Here is a 17,286-nt window from a genome sequence, read left to right as displayed (position 1 = left end):
CAGATCTCCGGCCTCAGATTCGCTCCGCAAGCGATGTCATCATGGAATCCCATGCATCGGCGGCCGGATCAAGGGCTGCCTGCAGCGGCTCGAACTTCCGGCGGGCAATGGCGCGCGCAAGCTGGAACTGCACCGATTTCGCCACGTCCGAAATGCGCCGGGCATGCTCGGCGGCGGCGGCGAATTCATCTGCGGAAAGCCAGGCCAGATAATCGGCCGCCAGCTCGAAATTGGCGCCGACCTGGCGAAGCGTGTTGAAGGCATATTTGTGGAAGAATCCGAACGGCCGCTCGGCAACCGCTTCGACCTGCTGCGGAAAGACGGCTGCAAAGGCGCGGATCGGATTTTCGCTCGGGCGCCTGCTGAAATGAACGCCGGCAAGCCGCCGGGCAGTGGCGCTGAGATGCGCTTCGTCAGCGGGCTTTTCCGGGAACCGTGCAAATTCCGTATAGGGCAGGAACGGCGGCTCGTTCTCCGTCAGCTGCAGCTGGAACAGCCCATCGAAATCCTCGCCTTCGAGGCGGAAATAGCCGGCATTGTGGAAATAATCGACGCGCTTGGCCGCAACGTCCAGCCGGTTGATCGCAACCGTCGTCTTGCCGTGCTCCTGCCGGTAGGCGGTGCCGCGCGTATCCGGCATGTAGAAGGAATCCATCTCGATCAGGCAGAGACGGCCCCGCGCGATCTGGACTTCGACATGGCGTTCGACACGGTCGTAGATGGCAAGCTCGGTTGCGCGAATGCCATAGAGCGCGTCGAGATCCTCGAGCGGCACCTTAAAGAAGGTGAACTGATCGCCCTCGAAATCCTGCGTCAGGGTGAAACCGAGCATCGCCTCGGGCGCCACCCCCGAGGTCGCCAGCACTTCGATCCAGAGATCGACGTAGCAATTGGTTTCCGGCCAAGCGCGTTCGCTGGAATGCAGCGCGTGCTGACGGTAGGTTTCCGGGTCGATTCCCGAAAATACCGATGTCATCGACCGGCTCAGCCCCACAGCGCTTTCCGTACATTGGCCGGCCATTCCTTCACCTCGAGCCCGTGATGGTGGAAGAGGGCAAGCGCGATGCGCTCCAGCCCGAAGCCGACGCAGGCCGTATGCGCGACACTGCCGTCTTCGAGGTTCAGGCCCCACTTCGAGCCGAAGGCATCCTGATGATAGTTGAAGCTCATGCAGGCGGTCGGATTGGCGGCCGAGGTGATCGGGATCAGCAGTTCGAACTTCAGGTTCTGGTCGCGCTGATTGTTGGCGAGCATCTTGCCGGCGCGGCCGAAGAACGGATCGTTGGCGATATCGATCGTTACATCGAGGCCGACGGCGTTCATCATCTCGACGCCGCGATCCATCCAGCGTTGGCGGAAATCGGTGACATGCTCTTCGGTGCCCATGCAGACATATTCGCGCATGCGGAACAACTGCTGGCGGGCCGGATCTTTCGACGGCTCGTGGCGGAAGCAATAGGATTGCAGATCGAACAGGCCGCCCGTCTTCGGCAGATTGCCGCGCTTGGCAACCGTCGGATAGAGCGGATAGCAGGCAGCCGGGGTCAGCACGATATCGGTCGCCTCCTGACCCTTGGTCCAGTCCTCGCCGACTTCCATGCATTGCAGCAGGCTGACATGATCGAGTTCGCTGCCGCAGAAACTATGCACCGTTCCGGCAAGCTGCGGGAAGCTCTTCATATAGCCGCTCTTTTCGAAGAAGGCGCGATTCATGCCGGGCGGAAAGCGCATGGCCTCCGCACCGTCGCCGCCGCCAACCTTGTCGATGAGACGCTCGAAGGCAGCGATCACCTCCTCGAATTGGCCGCTGCGGCCATAGAGCCCATCGATGCCCGTATCGATCAGCAGGCCGGCTTCGAAAAGCCGGTCGAGAAACGAGGTCTGCATATCCATGACTGTCACCCCAGTAGGCTAGTGTCCTGCTTATGGACAAGAAGCATGCTCGACGTATTGCCGAGGATGCGGTCGTTCGAAATCATGAGCTGAGCCGAATGCGCGTCGCGCAGATGGCGTCCGAGACTGAAGGGCGTGCCGTTCTTGTAGCCCATGATGCCGCAGATCAGCATGGCATGGTTGACGATCTCCAGGATCGTCTCGGAAGAGGCGATCTTGACGTTGTTCATCGCCACGGCAAAGCCCATCGAGGACAGCCTGTCGACATCGGCCTTTGCATCCTCATAGGCCTTGAGTCCGGCAACCACGTTGGATTTGACCATCTGCAGCAGGTTCGAAACTTCGGCGAGGCGCAAGGCGCCCGGCGGCTGAGTATCCGGCGCCTTGCGCGCGGCAGCGCGCACGAAGGCCTGGGCGCGTGCGACGGCGTCGACCGCGATGCCGTACCAGACGCCGCTCCATAACAGGTGCGACGAAGCGAGCATGGATTGCGCCGCGATCTCGGCGAAAGGCTTCGGCAGGATCTGATGCGCCGGCGCTTCGCCTTTGAAGAGGAAGCCATCGGAGCAGGTGCCACGCATGCCGAGCGTATTCCAGGCGTGCGTCTTCTCGAGCGTGTACTGGTCCCTGAGAAAGGCCGTCAGCACCTGGTCTGAGGAAGCCGCCTGCGCATGGGCACGCGAGGTGATGAGGATGGCGTCGGCATGCGAACCGTAGGAAATGACGGTCGCATCCTTTTCGAGACGGCAGGTATCGCCGTCGACTTCGACAGCGCAGATACTGTTGCGCAGGTTTCCGCCGATACCGCCCTCGGTGGTGGCCGATGCGATCAGCAGCTGCTCGGCGGCAATGCGGCGCATGAAGTCGCCATGCCATTCGCTGTCGGCGCCATGTTCGACAAGGCTCGACAGCTTGATGTGATGCATGGCGAAGACCATGGCGCTTGCAGCGCAGGCCTGACCGAGCATCGAGCACAATTCGGCGATCTCAGTGATTGAGGCGGATTCGCCGCCGAATTGGCGCGGCACCTGGATGCCGAGCAGTCTTTCGGCCTTCATTGCATCCACGGCTTCCCTCGGGAAGCGGGCTTCGACATCGACGGCATCGGCGTGTTTCGCCGCGATTTCGGCGACTCGGGCGACCCGCGCGACAAGACCGTCCTGTATGATCTTGACGGGGAAATTCATCAGGCGACCTTCCGGCTGTCCCGAATGAGATCGACCGTCCTGGCGATCGCCGAGATGCTCGCGAAGGATTTACGGTTCAGGAGATTGTCGGGAAATTCGATGTCGAAGGCTTCTTCGATGCCAAGCATCAGCTGCACCGAAGCAAAGGACGTCAGACCTGCCGCATAAAGATCGGCATCGTCGGCGACCTGGTCGATCGACGCCGGAAGTTTGCCGAATTTGGCTACAAGGTCGCGGATTGTCTTATTCATCCCATCACTCCAAGATTCTCATGATCCCGAACCGGCGTTCATCGCCTTGTCATGAGCGTTCTTTTAGTGCGGAAAACAGAAAATTCCGCTAATTTATAGCGTTAAATATGACTAAGGCTCACAGTTAGAATTTTAGCGGTCGCCGTGGCGGGAGTTCCAATATCGATTTAAAATCAACGCATTACGTCTATTTCGTCGACGGCGCTCGACGCAATTTTCGCCGCGGCGAGTACAGAAATGACACGGAAAAGCCGTTTCACGTCATTCAGCGGGTGGGTAGGAATGCTCGTCACCGCGATAATCCGAGACGGAATAACATCCATCGCCCCTGGCCTGCACGGTGCTGCCGCTGACGACGGTTTTGCCGTAACCGCCCGGGATATCGAGGATGTAGGTCGGCTGGCAGAGCCCGGAAACCCGTCCGCGCAACGCCGAGACGATCCTTTGTCCCTCCTCGATCGTCAATCTGAAGTGGCCGGTGCCGGGCGCCAGATCCGGGTGATGCAGGTAATAAGGTTTGACGCGGATTTCGACGAAGGCCTTCATCAGCGCCGCAAGCACGTCGGGATCGTCGTTGACGCCTTTGAGCAGCACCGACTGGCTGACCATGGCAATGCCGGCATCGACCAGACGGGCGCAGGCGGCACGCGCTTCCGCCGTCAGTTCCCTGACGTGATTGGCGTGCAGCGCCACATAGACCGTCTTGCCGCTCGCCCTCAGCGCGGCGATCAGTGCGTCGTCGATCTTGTCGGGATCGACGACAGGAACACGCGTGTGGAAACGCACGATCTTCACATGCGCAATGTCCGCCAGCGCCTCCATGATCTCGCGAAGGCGGCGCGGGGACAGCACCAGCGGATCGCCACCTGTGAGGATGACCTCCCAGATCTCCTCGTGACCTCTGATATAGTCAAAGGCTGCCTGCATCGCCGCCGCATCGAGCGTGCCGAGACCCTGCGGCCCGACCATTTCGCGCCGGAAGCAGAAGCGGCAATAGACCGGGCAGACATGCACGGCCTTCAGCAGCACGCGATCGGGATAGCGGTGGACGATGCCTTCGACCGGGCTATGGGCGTGATCGCCGATCGGATCGGCGCGTTCTTCGGGCAAGACCGTGAGTTCGGCGGCATCGGGCACGAACTGCCGCGCGATCGGATCAGCGGGATCGGCGCGATCGATCAGCCTGGTCATAACAGGCGTCAAGGCAATTGCGTAACGCACGGCAACCTCCTCGAGCGCTCTGCGATCGGCGGAAGAGACCAGCCCCGCCATCACCAGATCGTCGACGCTCTTGACCGGTTTGACGGCATTCATCGTCCATACTCCGCGACCGGCGCCCAAAGCACCTGATCAATGCGCGACGCTCCCGTCGCCAGCATCACCAGCCGGTCAAAGCCGAGCGCGATGCCGCTTGCCTCGGGCATCAGCGACAGTGCGGCGAGGAAATCCTCGTCGAGCGGATAGGTCTCGCCATAAACACGCGCCTTCTCGGCCATCTCGATCTCGAACCGCCGCCGCTGCTCGGCAGCACTAGTGAGTTCGCCGAAGCCGTTGGCAAGTTCGACTCCGCAGGCATAGAGCTCGAAACGCTCGGCAACGCGTGGATCGCGGGCCGAAGGGCGCGCGAGCGCTGCTTCCGAGACCGGATATTCGTCGAGGATGGTGATGCGGCCGAAGCCGAGATGCGGCTCGATTTTTTCCACAAGCACCCGGCTGAACAGATCGGCCCAGCCGTCGTCATCGGCAACACGCATGCCGACACGCTTCATCTCGGCGGCCAGATGATCGCGATCGGTCGAACCGTCGGCGGCGACCGAGGCGAGAAGATCGATGCCGGCATGGCGCTCGAAGGCTTCGGCAACGCTGATCCGCTCCGGACCGGCGAAAGGATCGCTCTCGCCGCCGCGATAGGCAAGCTTTTCGGTGTTTGCCGTCTCGGTCGCAAGCGCCAGAATCCGCACGCAATCCATCATCAGGCTCTCATAGCTTTCGCCGGCCCGGTACCATTCGAGCATGGTGAATTCGGGATGGTGCAGCGGCCCGCGCTCGCGGTTGCGATAGACATGGGCAAAACACGAGATACGTTCCTCACCCGCCGCAAGCAGCTTCTTGCAAGCGAATTCCGGCGAGGTGTGCAGATAGAATGGCGCCTTTTGCCCGTCCGTCGTCAGCGCTTCCGTGGCGAAGGCATGCAGATGCGCCTCGTTGCCCGGCGAGATTTGCAGCACCGCCGTATCCACCTCGATGAAATCCTCGCGCGCAAAAAAGCCGCGCAGCGCCGCCTGGATCGCATTGCGCCCGATCAGGAACGGACGGCGATCGGCATGCACGGACGGGGTCCACCAGGGGGACGCTTTCGCCGAAGAGTTCATTCCAAGCTTTCTTCGCCGGAGAAGCCGGTATGGGGATGGCTATTTCCCGGATTTTAGGTTAGTTGCGCCCCAAAGAAAAATATTTGCGTCTCCGAGGCGTCTCGACAGTCATCTACGACGCCGAAAGCCGAGTTACAAGGAAGTCTTATGGTCAAGGTCATCGCCTCTTCGGTCCGCAAGGGCAACGTTCTCGATGTCGACGGCAAGCTCTACGTCGTTCTCACCGCTCAGAACTTTCACCCGGGCAAGGGCACGCCGGTCACCCAGGTCGACATGCGCCGCATCGTCGACGGCGTGAAGGTCTCCGAGCGCTGGCGCACCACCGAGCAGGTCGAGCGCGCCTTCGTCGAGGACGTCTCCTTCCAGTATCTCTATGAAGACGGCGAAGGCTTCCACTTCATGAACCCCGGCAACTACGATCAGGTCGTGGTCGATGTCGAAACCATGGGCGATCAGAAGGCCTATCTGCAGGAAGGCATGTCCTGCGTCCTGTCGATCCATGAAGGCATTCCGCTGGCGCTCGAACTGCCGCGCCACGTGACGCTCGAAATCACCGAGACCGAGCCGGTCGTCAAGGGTCAGACGGCATCGTCTTCCTACAAGCCGGCGATGCTGTCGAACGGCGTGCGCACCATGGTGCCGCCGCACATCAATGCCGGCACCCGCGTCGTCATCGCAACGGAAGACAATTCCTACGTCGAACGCGCCAAGGACTGATCCTGGTCATCATCGCATGCAAAAGGCCGGTTTCGACCGGCTTTTTTGTGTCCGCCGCCAACAGGGAATTTCCGGTCAATGCATGTCATCAGGAAGTGTGCAGCGGTTCCGGGATAACGACATGCATAAATTGCATGAATCAAATTCGATGCGATGCGCTTTAGAGATGCGGGTTGCGCGGCCGGTATTTCCGCACGAGCTTCTGATTGATCTCGGCGGCACCCGGCATATTGGCGCTGAGATAAACCGGCGCATCGCCGGATTTCGAAAGCTCCGAGGCGACTTCGGCGAAGATCGCATTGATGACCGTCACTCCGACCGCCGTCGAGACCGGCCCAACCCGAAGGCCCGTGCCTTCCAGATCGAGAACGGCGTCACCCGGCGGCAGCCCGTTGTCGAGCACCACATCGGCCGCGTCGGCAAGCCGCCGGCGGCCATTGGCGATCGCTGAGGAATAGGCGATCGACGTGATGGCGATCACCTTTGCGCCGATTTCGCGCGCATAGTCGGCAGCCTCGATCGGCGCGGCGTTCACGCCCGAATTGGAGGCGATGATGATGACATCGCCCGGCTGCATGCCGTATCGCTCCAACATCGGCCGCACCAGGCCCTGCGTGCGCTCATAGACCGAACTGATGACCGCACCCTCATGCAGCATGGCCGAGCCGACGAGCACCGGCACGGTGAAGGCGAGCCCGCCGGCCCGATAATGCACCTCTTCGGCCAGCATATGCGAATGGCCGGTGCCGAAGACATAGACGCGCTTGTCGCCGCGGGCAGCATCGAGAATGACGGCCGCCGCCTGCGCCATCGGCTCGGCAAGCGTCTGCTTCAATTCTTCCAGCCGGCCGATCAGGTTGGAGAAATAGGCATCGGTGATATCGGTCATCCCACGTCTCCTTGAGGTCACGCCGTTTCGCCGGCAAGCCAGGTGGCGATGACGGTAAGCGCATCGGTGAGATGCACGAGGTCGGCGCGCGCGCCCGGCGAGAGATGGCCGCGATCGGCAAGCCTGAGGAAACGGGCGGGGTAAAGCGTCGCCATGCGCAAGGCTTCGGCGAGCGTCAGGTCGAGATAGGTGACGCCGTAGCGGATCGTTGAGATCATGTCGACGTCGGAACCGGCCAGCGTGCCGTCGGACAGCACAAGCTTCGAGCAGAAGCCTCCCCTTTCGCGCCGGACGGTGCGCCCGTTCAACGTGAACGAGTCCTTCTCAGACCCGACGAGCGACATCGCGTCGGTGACGAAGAACAGCTTGCCTTCACCGCGCTTGGCGCGCAGCGCCGTGCGCAAGGCCTTCGGATCGACGTGATGACCGTCGGCGATGATGCCGCACCAGGTCGAGGGATGATCGATCGCCGCGCCGACGAGGCCGGGCGCTCGGTGCCCCAGCTGGCTCATGGCGTTGAAGAGATGCGTGACGCCGCGCGCCCCCGCGTCGAAACGTTCCGCCGCTGCCTCGCTCGAACAATCGGAGTGGCCGATGCTGACGGTCACGCCGGCTTCCGCAAGTTCGCGCACCTGGGCAACCGTCACCTGCTCGGCGGCCATGGTGACGAGCAGCGTGCCGATCGCCTCGCGCGCCTGGATGAACGCCTTGACGTCGCGGCCCTCGACCGGCCGCATCAGTTCGGCCAGATGCGCGCCCTTGCGTGCCGGTGCCAGATGCGGGCCTTCGAGATGCAGACCGGCGACGCCGCGGTTCGCCTTGACCGCTTCTGTCGCCGCCTCGATCGCGGCAATGGACGCTTCAGCCGTATCGGTGATCAGCGTCGGCAGCAGCGATGTCGTGCCATAGGGGCGGTGCCCGCCGGCGATGATCTCCATCGAGGCAACCGAAGGTTCGTCGTTCAGCATCCGTCCGGCGCCGCCATTGACTTGCGCATCGATGAAGCCGGCCGATAGCACGCCGCCGGAAAGCGTCACCGTCTCGCCATCCGGCAGATCGTTTCCAGCAGCAATCGCTTCGACCCGGCCATCGGCAACGATGAGCGCCTTGTCGTCATGGAAGCGCTCGCCATCGAAGATGCGCGCGCCGACAAAGATCTTGCGGGCCATCAGACCGTCTCCGTCACCTTGAGCAGGTTTGCCGGCCTGTCGGGATCGAAGCCCTTGCGCCGCGTCACCGACTCGATCAGCCGATAATAGACGAGCAGCGACACCAGCGGATCGACCAGGCCGTTGCCCGTCGTCGGCACGCGCAGATTGATGCCGGAAAGCGGCTGGGTGGAAAAACCGACAGTGGTGGCGCCGAGCTTCTGCAGACGCTCCAGCGCTAGGCCGTTATTGGCGAAGGCCGCATCGTCGGGCGCAAAGGCGACGATCGGAAAGCCCGGCTGCACCAGGCGCATCGGACCGTGCATCAGTTCCGCCAGCGAGAAGGCTTCGGCATGCAGGCCGGACGTTTCCTTGGCCTTCAGCGCCGCTTCGAGCGCGATCGCGAAGGCCGGGCCGCGGCCGGCCGTATAGAGCGAGGTCGCGTTGAAGAGCACCTCTTCGGCTGCCGCCGTGTCGATCCCGGCGGTGGCCGAAAGCGCCTCCGGCAGTTTGCCGAGTGCAGCCTGCAGCTCGGACGCGCCGCCGATCGCAGCCGTCACCCCGGAAAGGGCAGCGACCGAGGCGATGAAGGATTTCGTCGCCGCGACGCTCTTTTCCGCTCCGGCATTGAGGCCGAGAACGATATCGGCCTGTTTCGCCAGCGGGCTGTCGATGACGTTGACGACGGCGATCGTCGTCGCCCCGCCCTTCTTGGCCGCCTCCTGCAGCGCGACGATATCGGGGCTGGCGCCCGACTGCGAGACGGTGAAATGAACGCCACCCTTCAGATGGAGGGCAGCGCCGTAGACCGAAGCGATCGACGGGCCGACCGATGCGACCGGGACGCCGCAGGTGATCTCGAAAAGATATTTGAAGAAGGTGGCGGCATGGTCCGAGGAGCCGCGCGCCGCCGTCGTCACCACGCTCGGGCGGGCTGAGGAAAACAGCCGGGCGATCTCGGCAAAGACCGGTTTTTCCTTTTCGAGAAGCGTGGCCACCACCTCCGGCGATTGGCCCGCTTCTTGAAGCATCAGCGACTGGTTCTCACTCATAGGTCATCTCCGATTCTCAATTCGGCAACGAAATCATAGGCATCGCCGCGATAATGCGAGCGGGTGTATTCAACGACGCGCTGGTCTTCCAGGCGCGAGACGCGTTCGATCAGCAGCGCTGGCGCGCCGGCATCGACATTCAGGATCGCCGCAGAGGACGGGTCAAGCGTCACCGCGGTCAGCCGCTGCAGCGCCCGCACCGGCCTGTGGCCGTTGGCGGTCAGCGCATCATAGAGCGATCCCTCGCCGCCGGCATCGTCGCCTAAAAATTTGATCGGCACCACGGCACGTTCGATCGCCAGCGGCAGGCCGTCGGCGAGACGCAATCGGTCGAGCCTGAGCACCGGCTCGTCACCGCCAAGCCCGAGCAGGAAGGATTCGTCCGGCGACGGCGTATTGACCGTCCGTGACAATATCTTTGCGGCCGGTTGACGCCCGCGCGAGCGCATGTCGGCGGAGAAGGAGGACAGCCGCCAGAGCGACTGCTCCATGCGCTCGACCTTGCTCGATACGAAAGTACCGCTTCCGTGGCGCGATTCCAATGCGCCGGATGCCATCAGATCGCGATAGGCGGTGCGCACGGTGACGCGGCCGAGCTTCAAGGCCTCGGCAAGATCGCGCTCCCCCGGCAGCGCCGTGCCGGGTTTCAGCAATCCTTCCTGAATAAGGCCGGTCAGCGTCTGCGCCAGCCGCTTGTAGAGCGGCCCGGTCAGCGCCGCGTCACGCAGGCCGCGACTCTTTAGCTCCGCTATCAGACTGGTCCTATCCATGGGCAAGCAATAGAACCTATTTAGAACCAATCGGCAAGATATAATTACCGGCAAGCGAGAAAAAACCTCCCCGGCGCGGGCCGGAGAGGTTTTCATAGCGATAAAATTTGACAGCCGTACGTCCCGGCGCCGCGTCTCAAAAAGACGCTCAGTTCTTGGTGAAGATGTAATCCGTCTCCTGGCGCAGCACTTCGCCGGGGCGCAGCACCGCATTCGGGAAACCCTGGTGATTGATGGCATCCGGCCAGACCTGCGTCTCCAGGCAGAAGCCAGCGAAGGGGCCGTATTTGCGTCCGCCGAGGCCGGGAGCACCGGTATTGAGCTTGAAACCGGCATAGAACTGCACGCCCGGCTCGGTGCTGCGCACTTCAAGCGACACGCCGGAATAGAGACTGCGGGCGAGCGCGACGCTGCGCTTGGCGGTGCGTTCGCCGGACAGGCAGAAATTATGGTCGTACAGCACCTGCTCGCTGCCGGCGAAACGCTTCATCGGCGCCATCTCGCGGAAATCGAATTCCGTGCCGGCGACGGAACGGATCTCGCCGGTCGGCACCTGTTTCTCGTCGGTCGGCAGGTAGTGGTCGGCAGCGATCATGATGTCGTGGCCAAGCGCGTCCTCGCGACCGTCGAGATTGAAATAGGCATGCTGGCAGACATTGGCGAGCGTCGGCTGGTCGCTTGTGGATTCGTAGGTCACCGACAGTTCGCCGTTGCCGTGCACCCAGAAGGTTGCCTGGATGGTGCAATTGCCGGGATAGCCGGCGCGGCCATCGGGATCGACGATCTTCAGCACCACGCGGTCGACATCATGCTCGACGACCGTCCAGTTGCGTTTGGCAATATTGTCGCTGCCGCCATGCAGATGCGTCACGCCGTTTTCGTTCAGCTCGAGCTGGTGATCCTTGCCGTCGAGCATGAAGGCACCGCCGCCGACACGGTTGGCGCAGCGGCCGGGCGTCGCGCCGAAATAGGCTGAATGGAGCGGGTAGCTGTCGAATTCCTCAAAGCCGAGCTGCAGCGGCGCGTCATGCCCTTCCAGGCGCAGATCCTGGATGACCGCGCCCCAGCTGATGATCTTGGCGGTCAGCCCGCCGCCGCTGATGACGACGCGATAGACGGTCTCGCCCGCCTTCGTCTGCCCGAAAACTTCCCGCTCCAACTTATCCGACATGATCGACCGTCCATTTGATATCTAGCATTCCGACCGGAACCTGCCCGCATTTGTTCCAAACCGCAACCGGCCACGATGAGAAAGGGGTACGGCTCACAGATCCGTGCCGATCTCCTCCACATCGAACGGCGTCGTCTGGTAGATCTCGTTGATCCAGTTGCCGAACAAAAGATGCGCATGGCTGCGCCAGCGGTTCTGCGGCGCAAGCGCCGGATCATTATGCGGGAAATAGTTGTGCGGCATCTTGATCGGCACGCCAGCATTGACGTCGCGGAAATATTCGTCGGACAGCGAGGTGGAATCATATTCGACGTGGTTGAACATATAGAGCCGCCGGCCTCGCCTCTCGTGCACGAGGCAGACGCCCATCTCGCTGGATTCCATCAGGATCTCCAGCTTGTCCGATTTCTCGATATCGTCGCGGCGCACTTCGGTCCAGCGCGACACCGGCACCTCGAAATTGTCGGAAAAGCCGTTGAGATAGATCGACGCAGGCTTCAGGTTGCGGTGACGGTAGACGCCGAAGGCCTTCTCCTTCAGCTCGTATTTCGGAACGCCGTGGAAATGATAGATCGCCGCCATCGCGCCCCAGCAGACGTTCATCGTCGAATGCACATTCGTTTCCGTCCAGTCGAGAATCTCCTGCATCTCCGGCCAATAGGTAACGTCCTCATAGGGCAAAAGCTCGATCGGCGCCCCGGTGATGATGAAGCCGTCGAATTTGCGGTGCTTCACCTCCTCCCAGGTCTGGTAGAAGGCAAGCAGGTGATCTTCGGAGGTGTTCTTCGCCTTGTGGCCGCCGATGCGGATCAGCGACAGCTCGACCTGCAGCGGCGAGGCGCCGACAAGGCGGGCCATCTGCAATTCGGTCTTGATCTTGTTCGGCATCAAGTTGAGCAGCCCGATCTGCAGCGGACGAATATCCTGACGGATCGCCAGCGTCTCGGTCATCACCCGTACACCCTCTTGAACGAGGGTTTCAAAGGCGGGCAGCGTGTCGGGGATCTTGATGGGCATTGCGGTCACTCGATCAAAAAACAAAAAACCGGCGGCGAAAAAAATCGCTACCGGTCCGCACGCGGCCCTTTAGCGAATTTTTTAACGTGGCTGCAAGCCGGCCGGCCAAATCACCACGGAACGCTTAAATAGACCCAGTCGAGCCACGAATCAACTGTCGAATGCATGCGGGAGCGACTCATGCAAGCATCATCACAGTTTAATGACTGATAGAATCTGTTGATAGACCGGTAACGCCACCATGTTAATAATGGTAAGCATGGGCGATGTTGGAAAAGCGTGATGGCAGATAAGACCGAGGGGAGGCCGGGCATCCGAAGGCAGGATAGGGTAGGCTATGATCTCAGCCTGACTGACCGCCTCGGGGTGATGTTCTCAGCATTCTGGAATTCGCAAGTGCGTGGCAAGGTGCTGTTTCTGGCGACCGTGCTGATCCTCGTCATCCTGGCGACGTCCTACGGCCAGGTCATCCTCAACAAGTGGAATGCACCCTTCTACGATTCGCTGGAGCGCCGCGACCTCGGTGAATTCTTCCACCAGCTCGAAATCTTCGCGATGATCGCCGGCACGCTGCTCCTGCTCAACGTGCTGCAGGCATGGCTGAATCAGATGACCGCGCTCTATATGCGCGAGGGCCTGTCGCGCGACCTCGTCGACCAGTGGTTGAAGCGCAAGCGGGCGTTGCGGCTCGCCTCCAGCGGCCTGATCGGCGTCAATCCGGACCAGCGGCTGCACGAGGATTCCCGCAACCTCGCCGAGAGCACGACAGGGCTCGTTCTCGGCCTGCTGCAGTCGACCATTCTTCTCGTAAGCTTCATCGGCGTACTCTGGGAGCTTTCCAGCGGCTTCATCTTCCACATCAGCGGCCACAGCTTCTCCATTCCCGGCTATATGGTCTGGGCGGCGATTTTCTACGCCGCTTCCGCCTCGGTGCTGAGCCAGGTCGTCGGCCGCAAGCTGGTAAAGCTCAATGCCGACCGCTTCTCGAAGGAGGCCGAGCTTCGCTTCACGCTGATGCATGCCAACGAGAACATGCCGGCGATCACGGTTGCCCGCGGCGAGGAGAACGAACGCCGGCGCATCAACACCGACATCAGCTCGGTGCTAAGGGTGGTCAAGCGGCTCGCCATGGCCAATACCAACCTCACCTGGGTTTCGGCCGGCTACGGCTGGCTGGTCATCGTCATTCCGATCATCGTCGCCGCACCGGCCTATTTCTCCGGCGGCCTCACCCTCGGTCAGCTGATGATGTCGGTCGGCGCCTTCAACCAAGTCAACACGGCGCTGCGCTGGTATGTCGCGAATTTCGGTCCGATCGCCGAATGGCGCGCCACACTGATGCGCGTCACCGATTTCCGCCAGGCGCTGCTCGACATGGAAGAGGAATTCGCCCTGAAAGACGGCATCGCCTATGAAAACACCGCGCCCGACACGCTGACATTGAAGGACGTGGTGATCGTCGCCAAGATCGGTGAAGACATCGACGAATGCGGCGGCTTCCGCCTGCGCGAAACCGATGTCGTGATCAAGGTAGGCGAAAAGATCATGATCAACGGCGATCACAGCGTCAACCGCAAGCTGCTGTTCCAGGCGATGGCCGGCCTCTGGCCGTGCGGCAGCGGCACGATGGGCCTGCCGCCGGTCGACGACATGCTGTTCGTCCCGCAGATCGCCTATATTCCCGGCGGCACGCTGCGTGAGGCGCTGGCCTTCCCCGAAAGCCCCGATGCCTATGACAAAGCCGCCGTCGAGGCAGCCCTCGACAAGGCCGGCCTGCATTCGCTGATATCAAGGCTCGATACCCGCGCCCGCTGGGACAAACTGCTCGATAGCGACGAACAGAAGGCAATCGGCTTCGCCCGTCTGCTTCTCGCCCGTCCGCGCTGGATCATTTTCGACGAAGTGCTGGAGGGCATGGAGCCGGAATGGCAGGAAACGATGGCCGGGCTGCTCACTTCCATGCCAGAGAGCGGCATGATCTATATCGGCCGTTCCGAAGCCTATCTCGAGGCATTGAAGCCGCGCGTGCTGCATCTGCAGGCGCTGCCGGCAAAATCCGAGGAACAGCAGCAGCAACAGCAGCAAGTCACCCGTACCGGCGCCAGCGCCGCCACCGGTGCTGCCGCCATGCCCGCGCCGGCGCTGTAGAGCGCCGCGCCGACAGCCGCTACATACCTTTGAATTTCACGAATGGTCACATCGGCGGCGTGATACCGTTCAGGCCGACGGCCACCTGGCTGGCCGAAATGCTGCCGTCCGCCGCTTTCTCGCCGGTGACGATGACGCCGGCGCCGGCCTTCAGATCGTCCTTGTTCGCCGGCGCCAAGGTCACGATCGGTGTCGCATCGGCGATGGTGATCGTCTTTTCTTTGCCCTGATAGGTCAGCGTGATCGTATGGCCGTCGACGGATTTGACGGCATTGCTGACGGTCGCGTTGGTCATCTGGCTGTTCGGCTGCGCATCCCAGGGGCGGTTGCCCTCGCCGGTTCCCTTCATCGACGCCGGAAAGATCAGCACCTCGATCGCCCCATCCGGGCCGCTGCCTTTCGGGAGCGAGGCAACACCGACGAAATCGCCGGGCTTGATATCCTCGACCGACGCTTTTTTGATGCCACCGACTTTCCAACCGGCTTTCAGCGTGATCGTCTCATCGCCGCCTTCGCGCGTCTTGACGACGAGACTATCGCCGCTGAAGCTTTCAATGGCACCGCGAACGCGAATGCGGTTGCCATCCTGTGCCTGTGCGGCCTGCAAAGCGGCAAGCGCAGCGAGGCCGCCGGCCGCAAGTATCGTGAAAATTCTGGAATTAGGCTTGAGGGACATATGAGTTTTCCTTATCGCCATTGCGATCGGCATAGCCCAGCAGCGCCGCGCGTCTTTTCAACCGCACAGCAGACGCTGCAACACTTGGATTTTCTGCCGGACGGCACCTTATGCCGCGCAACGGCAGACTGGCCAATCAAGGAAAGGTGAGGCGGGTGGAGTTGGGAAGCCTCAGCCTTCCAGCTCTTCCCGCAGCATTTCGAGCTCCAGCCACTCCTCTTCCATCTTGGTGAGGCTGGCCCGCAGTTTCTCCATCTCGCTGGCAAGCCGGTTGAAGGCAGCGGCATCGCGCGTAAAGAGGTTGGGATCGGCCATCGCCTGTTCGCGTTTGGCGATCTCGGCTTCGGCTTTCGCCATCTCCTTCGGCAAATTGTCCAGCGCGAATTTCTGCTTGAAGGAGAGCTTGCTCTTCGAGCTTCCGCCGGAAGGTGCCGCCTCCTGGGGCTTCGGCTTCTCCGTCGCCTTCTCGGCCCGCTTGCGCTCGTCGATCGCGCCCTTGCGCTGCGCAAGCATGTCGGAATAGCCGCCGGCATATTCGATCCAGCGGCCATCAGGCGCATCCGGCACGGCGGGTGCAATCGTCGAGGTCACGGTGCGGTCGAGAAAATCGCGGTCGTGGCTGACGAGAATGACGGTGCCGGGAAAACCGGCGACGATCTCCTGCAGCAGATCGAGCGTTTCGATATCGAGATCGTTGGTCGGTTCGTCGAGGATCAACAGATTTGCAGGGCGCGAGAGAATACGCGCCAGCATCAGCCGGGCGCGCTCGCCGCCGGAGAGGCTTCTGATCGGCGTTCGCGCCTGCTCCGGCTGGAACAGGAACTCCTTCATATAGCCGGTGACATGGCGCTGTTCGCCGTTGACGAGCAGGTTTTCGCCGCGCCCATCCGTCAGGTAATTGGCGAGAGTATCCTCGGGATCGAGATCCTCGCGCTTCTGGTCGAGTGTCGCGATCTCCAGATTGGTGCCGAGCTTTATCGTGCCGCTATCCGGCGAAAGCTGCCCGGTCAGCATCTTCAACAGCGTCGTCTTGCCGGCGCCGTTCGGCCCGACCAGACCGATGCAATCGCCGCGATGCACGCGGATCGAGAAGGGCGTGACGATCGGCCGGTCGCCGAAGCTCTTGGTGATCTTGTCGGCCTCGATCACCAGCTTGCCGGATTCCTGCGCGTCCGAAGCCGTCGCCTGCACCGTTCCCTGCGGCCCCTTGTGGCCGCGATATTGCGAGCGCATCGTCTGCAACTCGCCGAGGCGGCGCATGTTGCGCTTGCGCCGCGCCGTGACGCCGTAACGCAGCCAGTGCTCCTCGCGCTCGATCGCCTTGCCGAGTTTATGCTGCTCCAGCTCTTCGGCTTCGAGCACCTGGTCGCGCCAGGCCTCGAAATGCGAAAATCCCCTGTCGAGCCGGCGCGAGGTGCCGCGGTCGAGCCAGACGGTTGCCGTCGAGACCTTTTCGAGGAAGCGCCGGTCGTGCGAGATCAGCACCAGGGCGCTGCGCGTCTTCTGCAGCTCGCCCTCCAGCCATTCGATTGTGGGAAGGTCGAGATGGTTGGTCGGCTCGTCGAGCAGGAGAATGTCGGGCTCCGGCGCCAGCACGCGGGCAAGTGCTGCGCGGCGCGATTCGCCGCCGGAAAGGGTGCTCGGATCTTCCTCGCCGGTCAGCCCGAGATGGGACAGCAGATAGGTGACGCGATATGGGTCGTCGCCCGGCCCGAGGCCGGCCTCGGCATAGGCCTGGACAGTGTTGAAACCAGCAAAATCGGGCGCCTGTTCGAGATAACGCACCGTCGAAGACGGATGACGGAAGACCTCGCCGGATTGCGCCTCGACCAGGCCGGCGGCGATCTTCAGAAGCGTCGATTTTCCCGAGCCGTTGCGCCCGACGAGACAGATTTTGTCGCCGGGCTCGATCTGCAGGCTGGCACCGGCCAGAAGCGGCGCGCCGCCGAAGCTCAGAAAGATATCGTCGAGTTTCAGAATGGGAGGGGCCAAAAA

16 protein-coding genes and 1 riboswitch are annotated in these 17,286 nt (G+C 62.0%); of the genes, 2 read left to right on the top strand and 14 right to left on the bottom strand.

What is annotated here, in order from left to right; translation table 11 throughout:
• Positions 1-13: 13 nt before the first annotated feature.
• The 6 genes from FHX03_RS22290 to epmA form a co-directional block, all read right to left on the bottom strand.
• On the bottom strand, positions 14-994 hold the full coding sequence (locus tag FHX03_RS22290; RefSeq protein WP_183855486.1) for a DUF1839 family protein: 981 nt from the start codon (positions 992-994) through the stop codon (positions 14-16).
• On the bottom strand, positions 985-1,893 hold the full coding sequence (locus tag FHX03_RS22285; protein ID WP_183855484.1) for an amino acid--[acyl-carrier-protein] ligase: 909 nt from the start codon (positions 1,891-1,893) through the stop codon (positions 985-987). The genes FHX03_RS22290 and FHX03_RS22285 overlap by 10 nt, the downstream gene beginning before the upstream one ends.
• 5 nt (positions 1,894-1,898) lie before the next feature.
• Entirely contained in the window at positions 1,899-3,080 is a 1,182-nt protein-coding gene (locus tag FHX03_RS22280) for an acyl-CoA dehydrogenase family protein (protein WP_183855482.1), read from the bottom strand.
• Positions 3,080-3,331 carry an acyl carrier protein gene (locus FHX03_RS22275; protein ID WP_012559298.1) on the bottom strand — a complete coding sequence of 84 codons (252 nt, stop codon included), beginning with the start codon at positions 3,329-3,331 and terminating at the stop codon, positions 3,080-3,082. Before FHX03_RS22275 ends, FHX03_RS22280 begins: the two co-directional genes overlap by 1 nt.
• 261 nt (positions 3,332-3,592) lie before the next feature.
• A complete protein-coding gene (locus FHX03_RS22270) occupies positions 3,593-4,645 on the bottom strand; it encodes a lysine-2,3-aminomutase-like protein (RefSeq protein ID WP_183855480.1) in 1,053 nt (350 codons plus the stop codon).
• On the bottom strand, positions 4,642-5,703 hold the full coding sequence (gene epmA, locus FHX03_RS22265; protein WP_183778458.1) for an EF-P lysine aminoacylase EpmA: 1,062 nt from the start codon (positions 5,701-5,703) through the stop codon (positions 4,642-4,644). Before epmA ends, FHX03_RS22270 begins: the two co-directional genes overlap by 4 nt.
• A gap of 147 nt (positions 5,704-5,850) precedes the next feature.
• On the opposite strand from epmA, the gene efp reads away from it, so the two are divergent.
• A complete protein-coding gene (efp, locus tag FHX03_RS22260; RefSeq protein ID WP_097624997.1) occupies positions 5,851-6,420 on the top strand; it encodes an elongation factor P in 570 nt (189 codons plus the stop codon).
• Positions 6,421-6,580: 160 nt separating this feature from the next.
• On the opposite strand, the gene FHX03_RS22255 is transcribed toward efp, so the two are convergent.
• From FHX03_RS22255 to metA, 6 genes are all read right to left on the bottom strand, one after another.
• Complete coding sequence (locus FHX03_RS22255) at positions 6,581-7,309, bottom strand: SIS domain-containing protein (protein ID WP_097624998.1); 729 nt, start codon at positions 7,307-7,309, stop codon at positions 6,581-6,583.
• A gap of 17 nt (positions 7,310-7,326) precedes the next feature.
• Entirely contained in the window at positions 7,327-8,478 is a 1,152-nt protein-coding gene (gene nagA, locus FHX03_RS22250) for an N-acetylglucosamine-6-phosphate deacetylase (protein WP_097624999.1), read from the bottom strand.
• On the bottom strand, positions 8,478-9,509 hold the full coding sequence (locus FHX03_RS22245) for an SIS domain-containing protein (protein ID WP_097625000.1): 1,032 nt from the start codon (positions 9,507-9,509) through the stop codon (positions 8,478-8,480). Before FHX03_RS22245 ends, nagA begins: the two co-directional genes overlap by 1 nt.
• Positions 9,506-10,279: a GntR family transcriptional regulator gene (locus FHX03_RS22240; RefSeq protein ID WP_097625001.1), complete on the bottom strand. Its 774-nt coding sequence runs from the start codon at positions 10,277-10,279 to the stop codon at positions 9,506-9,508. The genes FHX03_RS22245 and FHX03_RS22240 overlap by 4 nt, the downstream gene beginning before the upstream one ends.
• A 148-nt stretch (positions 10,280-10,427) precedes the next feature.
• Entirely contained in the window at positions 10,428-11,450 is a 1,023-nt protein-coding gene (locus FHX03_RS22235; protein WP_097625002.1) for an aldose epimerase family protein, read from the bottom strand.
• Between the two features lie 93 nt (positions 11,451-11,543).
• A complete protein-coding gene (gene metA, locus FHX03_RS22230; protein WP_097625003.1) occupies positions 11,544-12,467 on the bottom strand; it encodes a homoserine O-succinyltransferase in 924 nt (307 codons plus the stop codon).
• Between the two features lie 49 nt (positions 12,468-12,516).
• A riboswitch (SAM riboswitch) is annotated at positions 12,517-12,594 on the bottom strand.
• 155 nt (positions 12,595-12,749) lie between these two features.
• On the opposite strand from metA, the gene FHX03_RS22225 reads away from it, so the two are divergent.
• Positions 12,750-14,615: an ABC transporter ATP-binding protein/permease gene (locus FHX03_RS22225; RefSeq protein WP_097625004.1), complete on the top strand. Its 1,866-nt coding sequence runs from the start codon at positions 12,750-12,752 to the stop codon at positions 14,613-14,615.
• Positions 14,616-14,661: 46 nt separating this feature from the next.
• On the opposite strand, the gene FHX03_RS22220 is transcribed toward FHX03_RS22225, so the two are convergent.
• Together FHX03_RS22220 and FHX03_RS22215 are read right to left on the bottom strand one after the other, a co-directional pair.
• On the bottom strand, positions 14,662-15,291 hold the full coding sequence (locus FHX03_RS22220) for a DUF5666 domain-containing protein (RefSeq protein ID WP_246699283.1): 630 nt from the start codon (positions 15,289-15,291) through the stop codon (positions 14,662-14,664).
• Positions 15,292-15,462: 171 nt separating this feature from the next.
• Positions 15,463-17,283 carry an ABC-F family ATP-binding cassette domain-containing protein gene (locus FHX03_RS22215; RefSeq protein ID WP_183855476.1) on the bottom strand — a complete coding sequence of 607 codons (1,821 nt, stop codon included), beginning with the start codon at positions 17,281-17,283 and terminating at the stop codon, positions 15,463-15,465.
• Between the last annotated feature and the right edge of the window lie 3 nt (positions 17,284-17,286).

It is taken from the genome of Rhizobium sp. BK456, from assembly GCF_014194045.1.
GTDB classification, from domain to species: Bacteria; Pseudomonadota; Alphaproteobacteria; order Rhizobiales; family Rhizobiaceae; genus Rhizobium; species Rhizobium redzepovicii.
The sequence above is the reverse complement of the archived record's forward strand: the minus strand, read 5'-3'. Positions and strand labels throughout refer to the sequence as shown.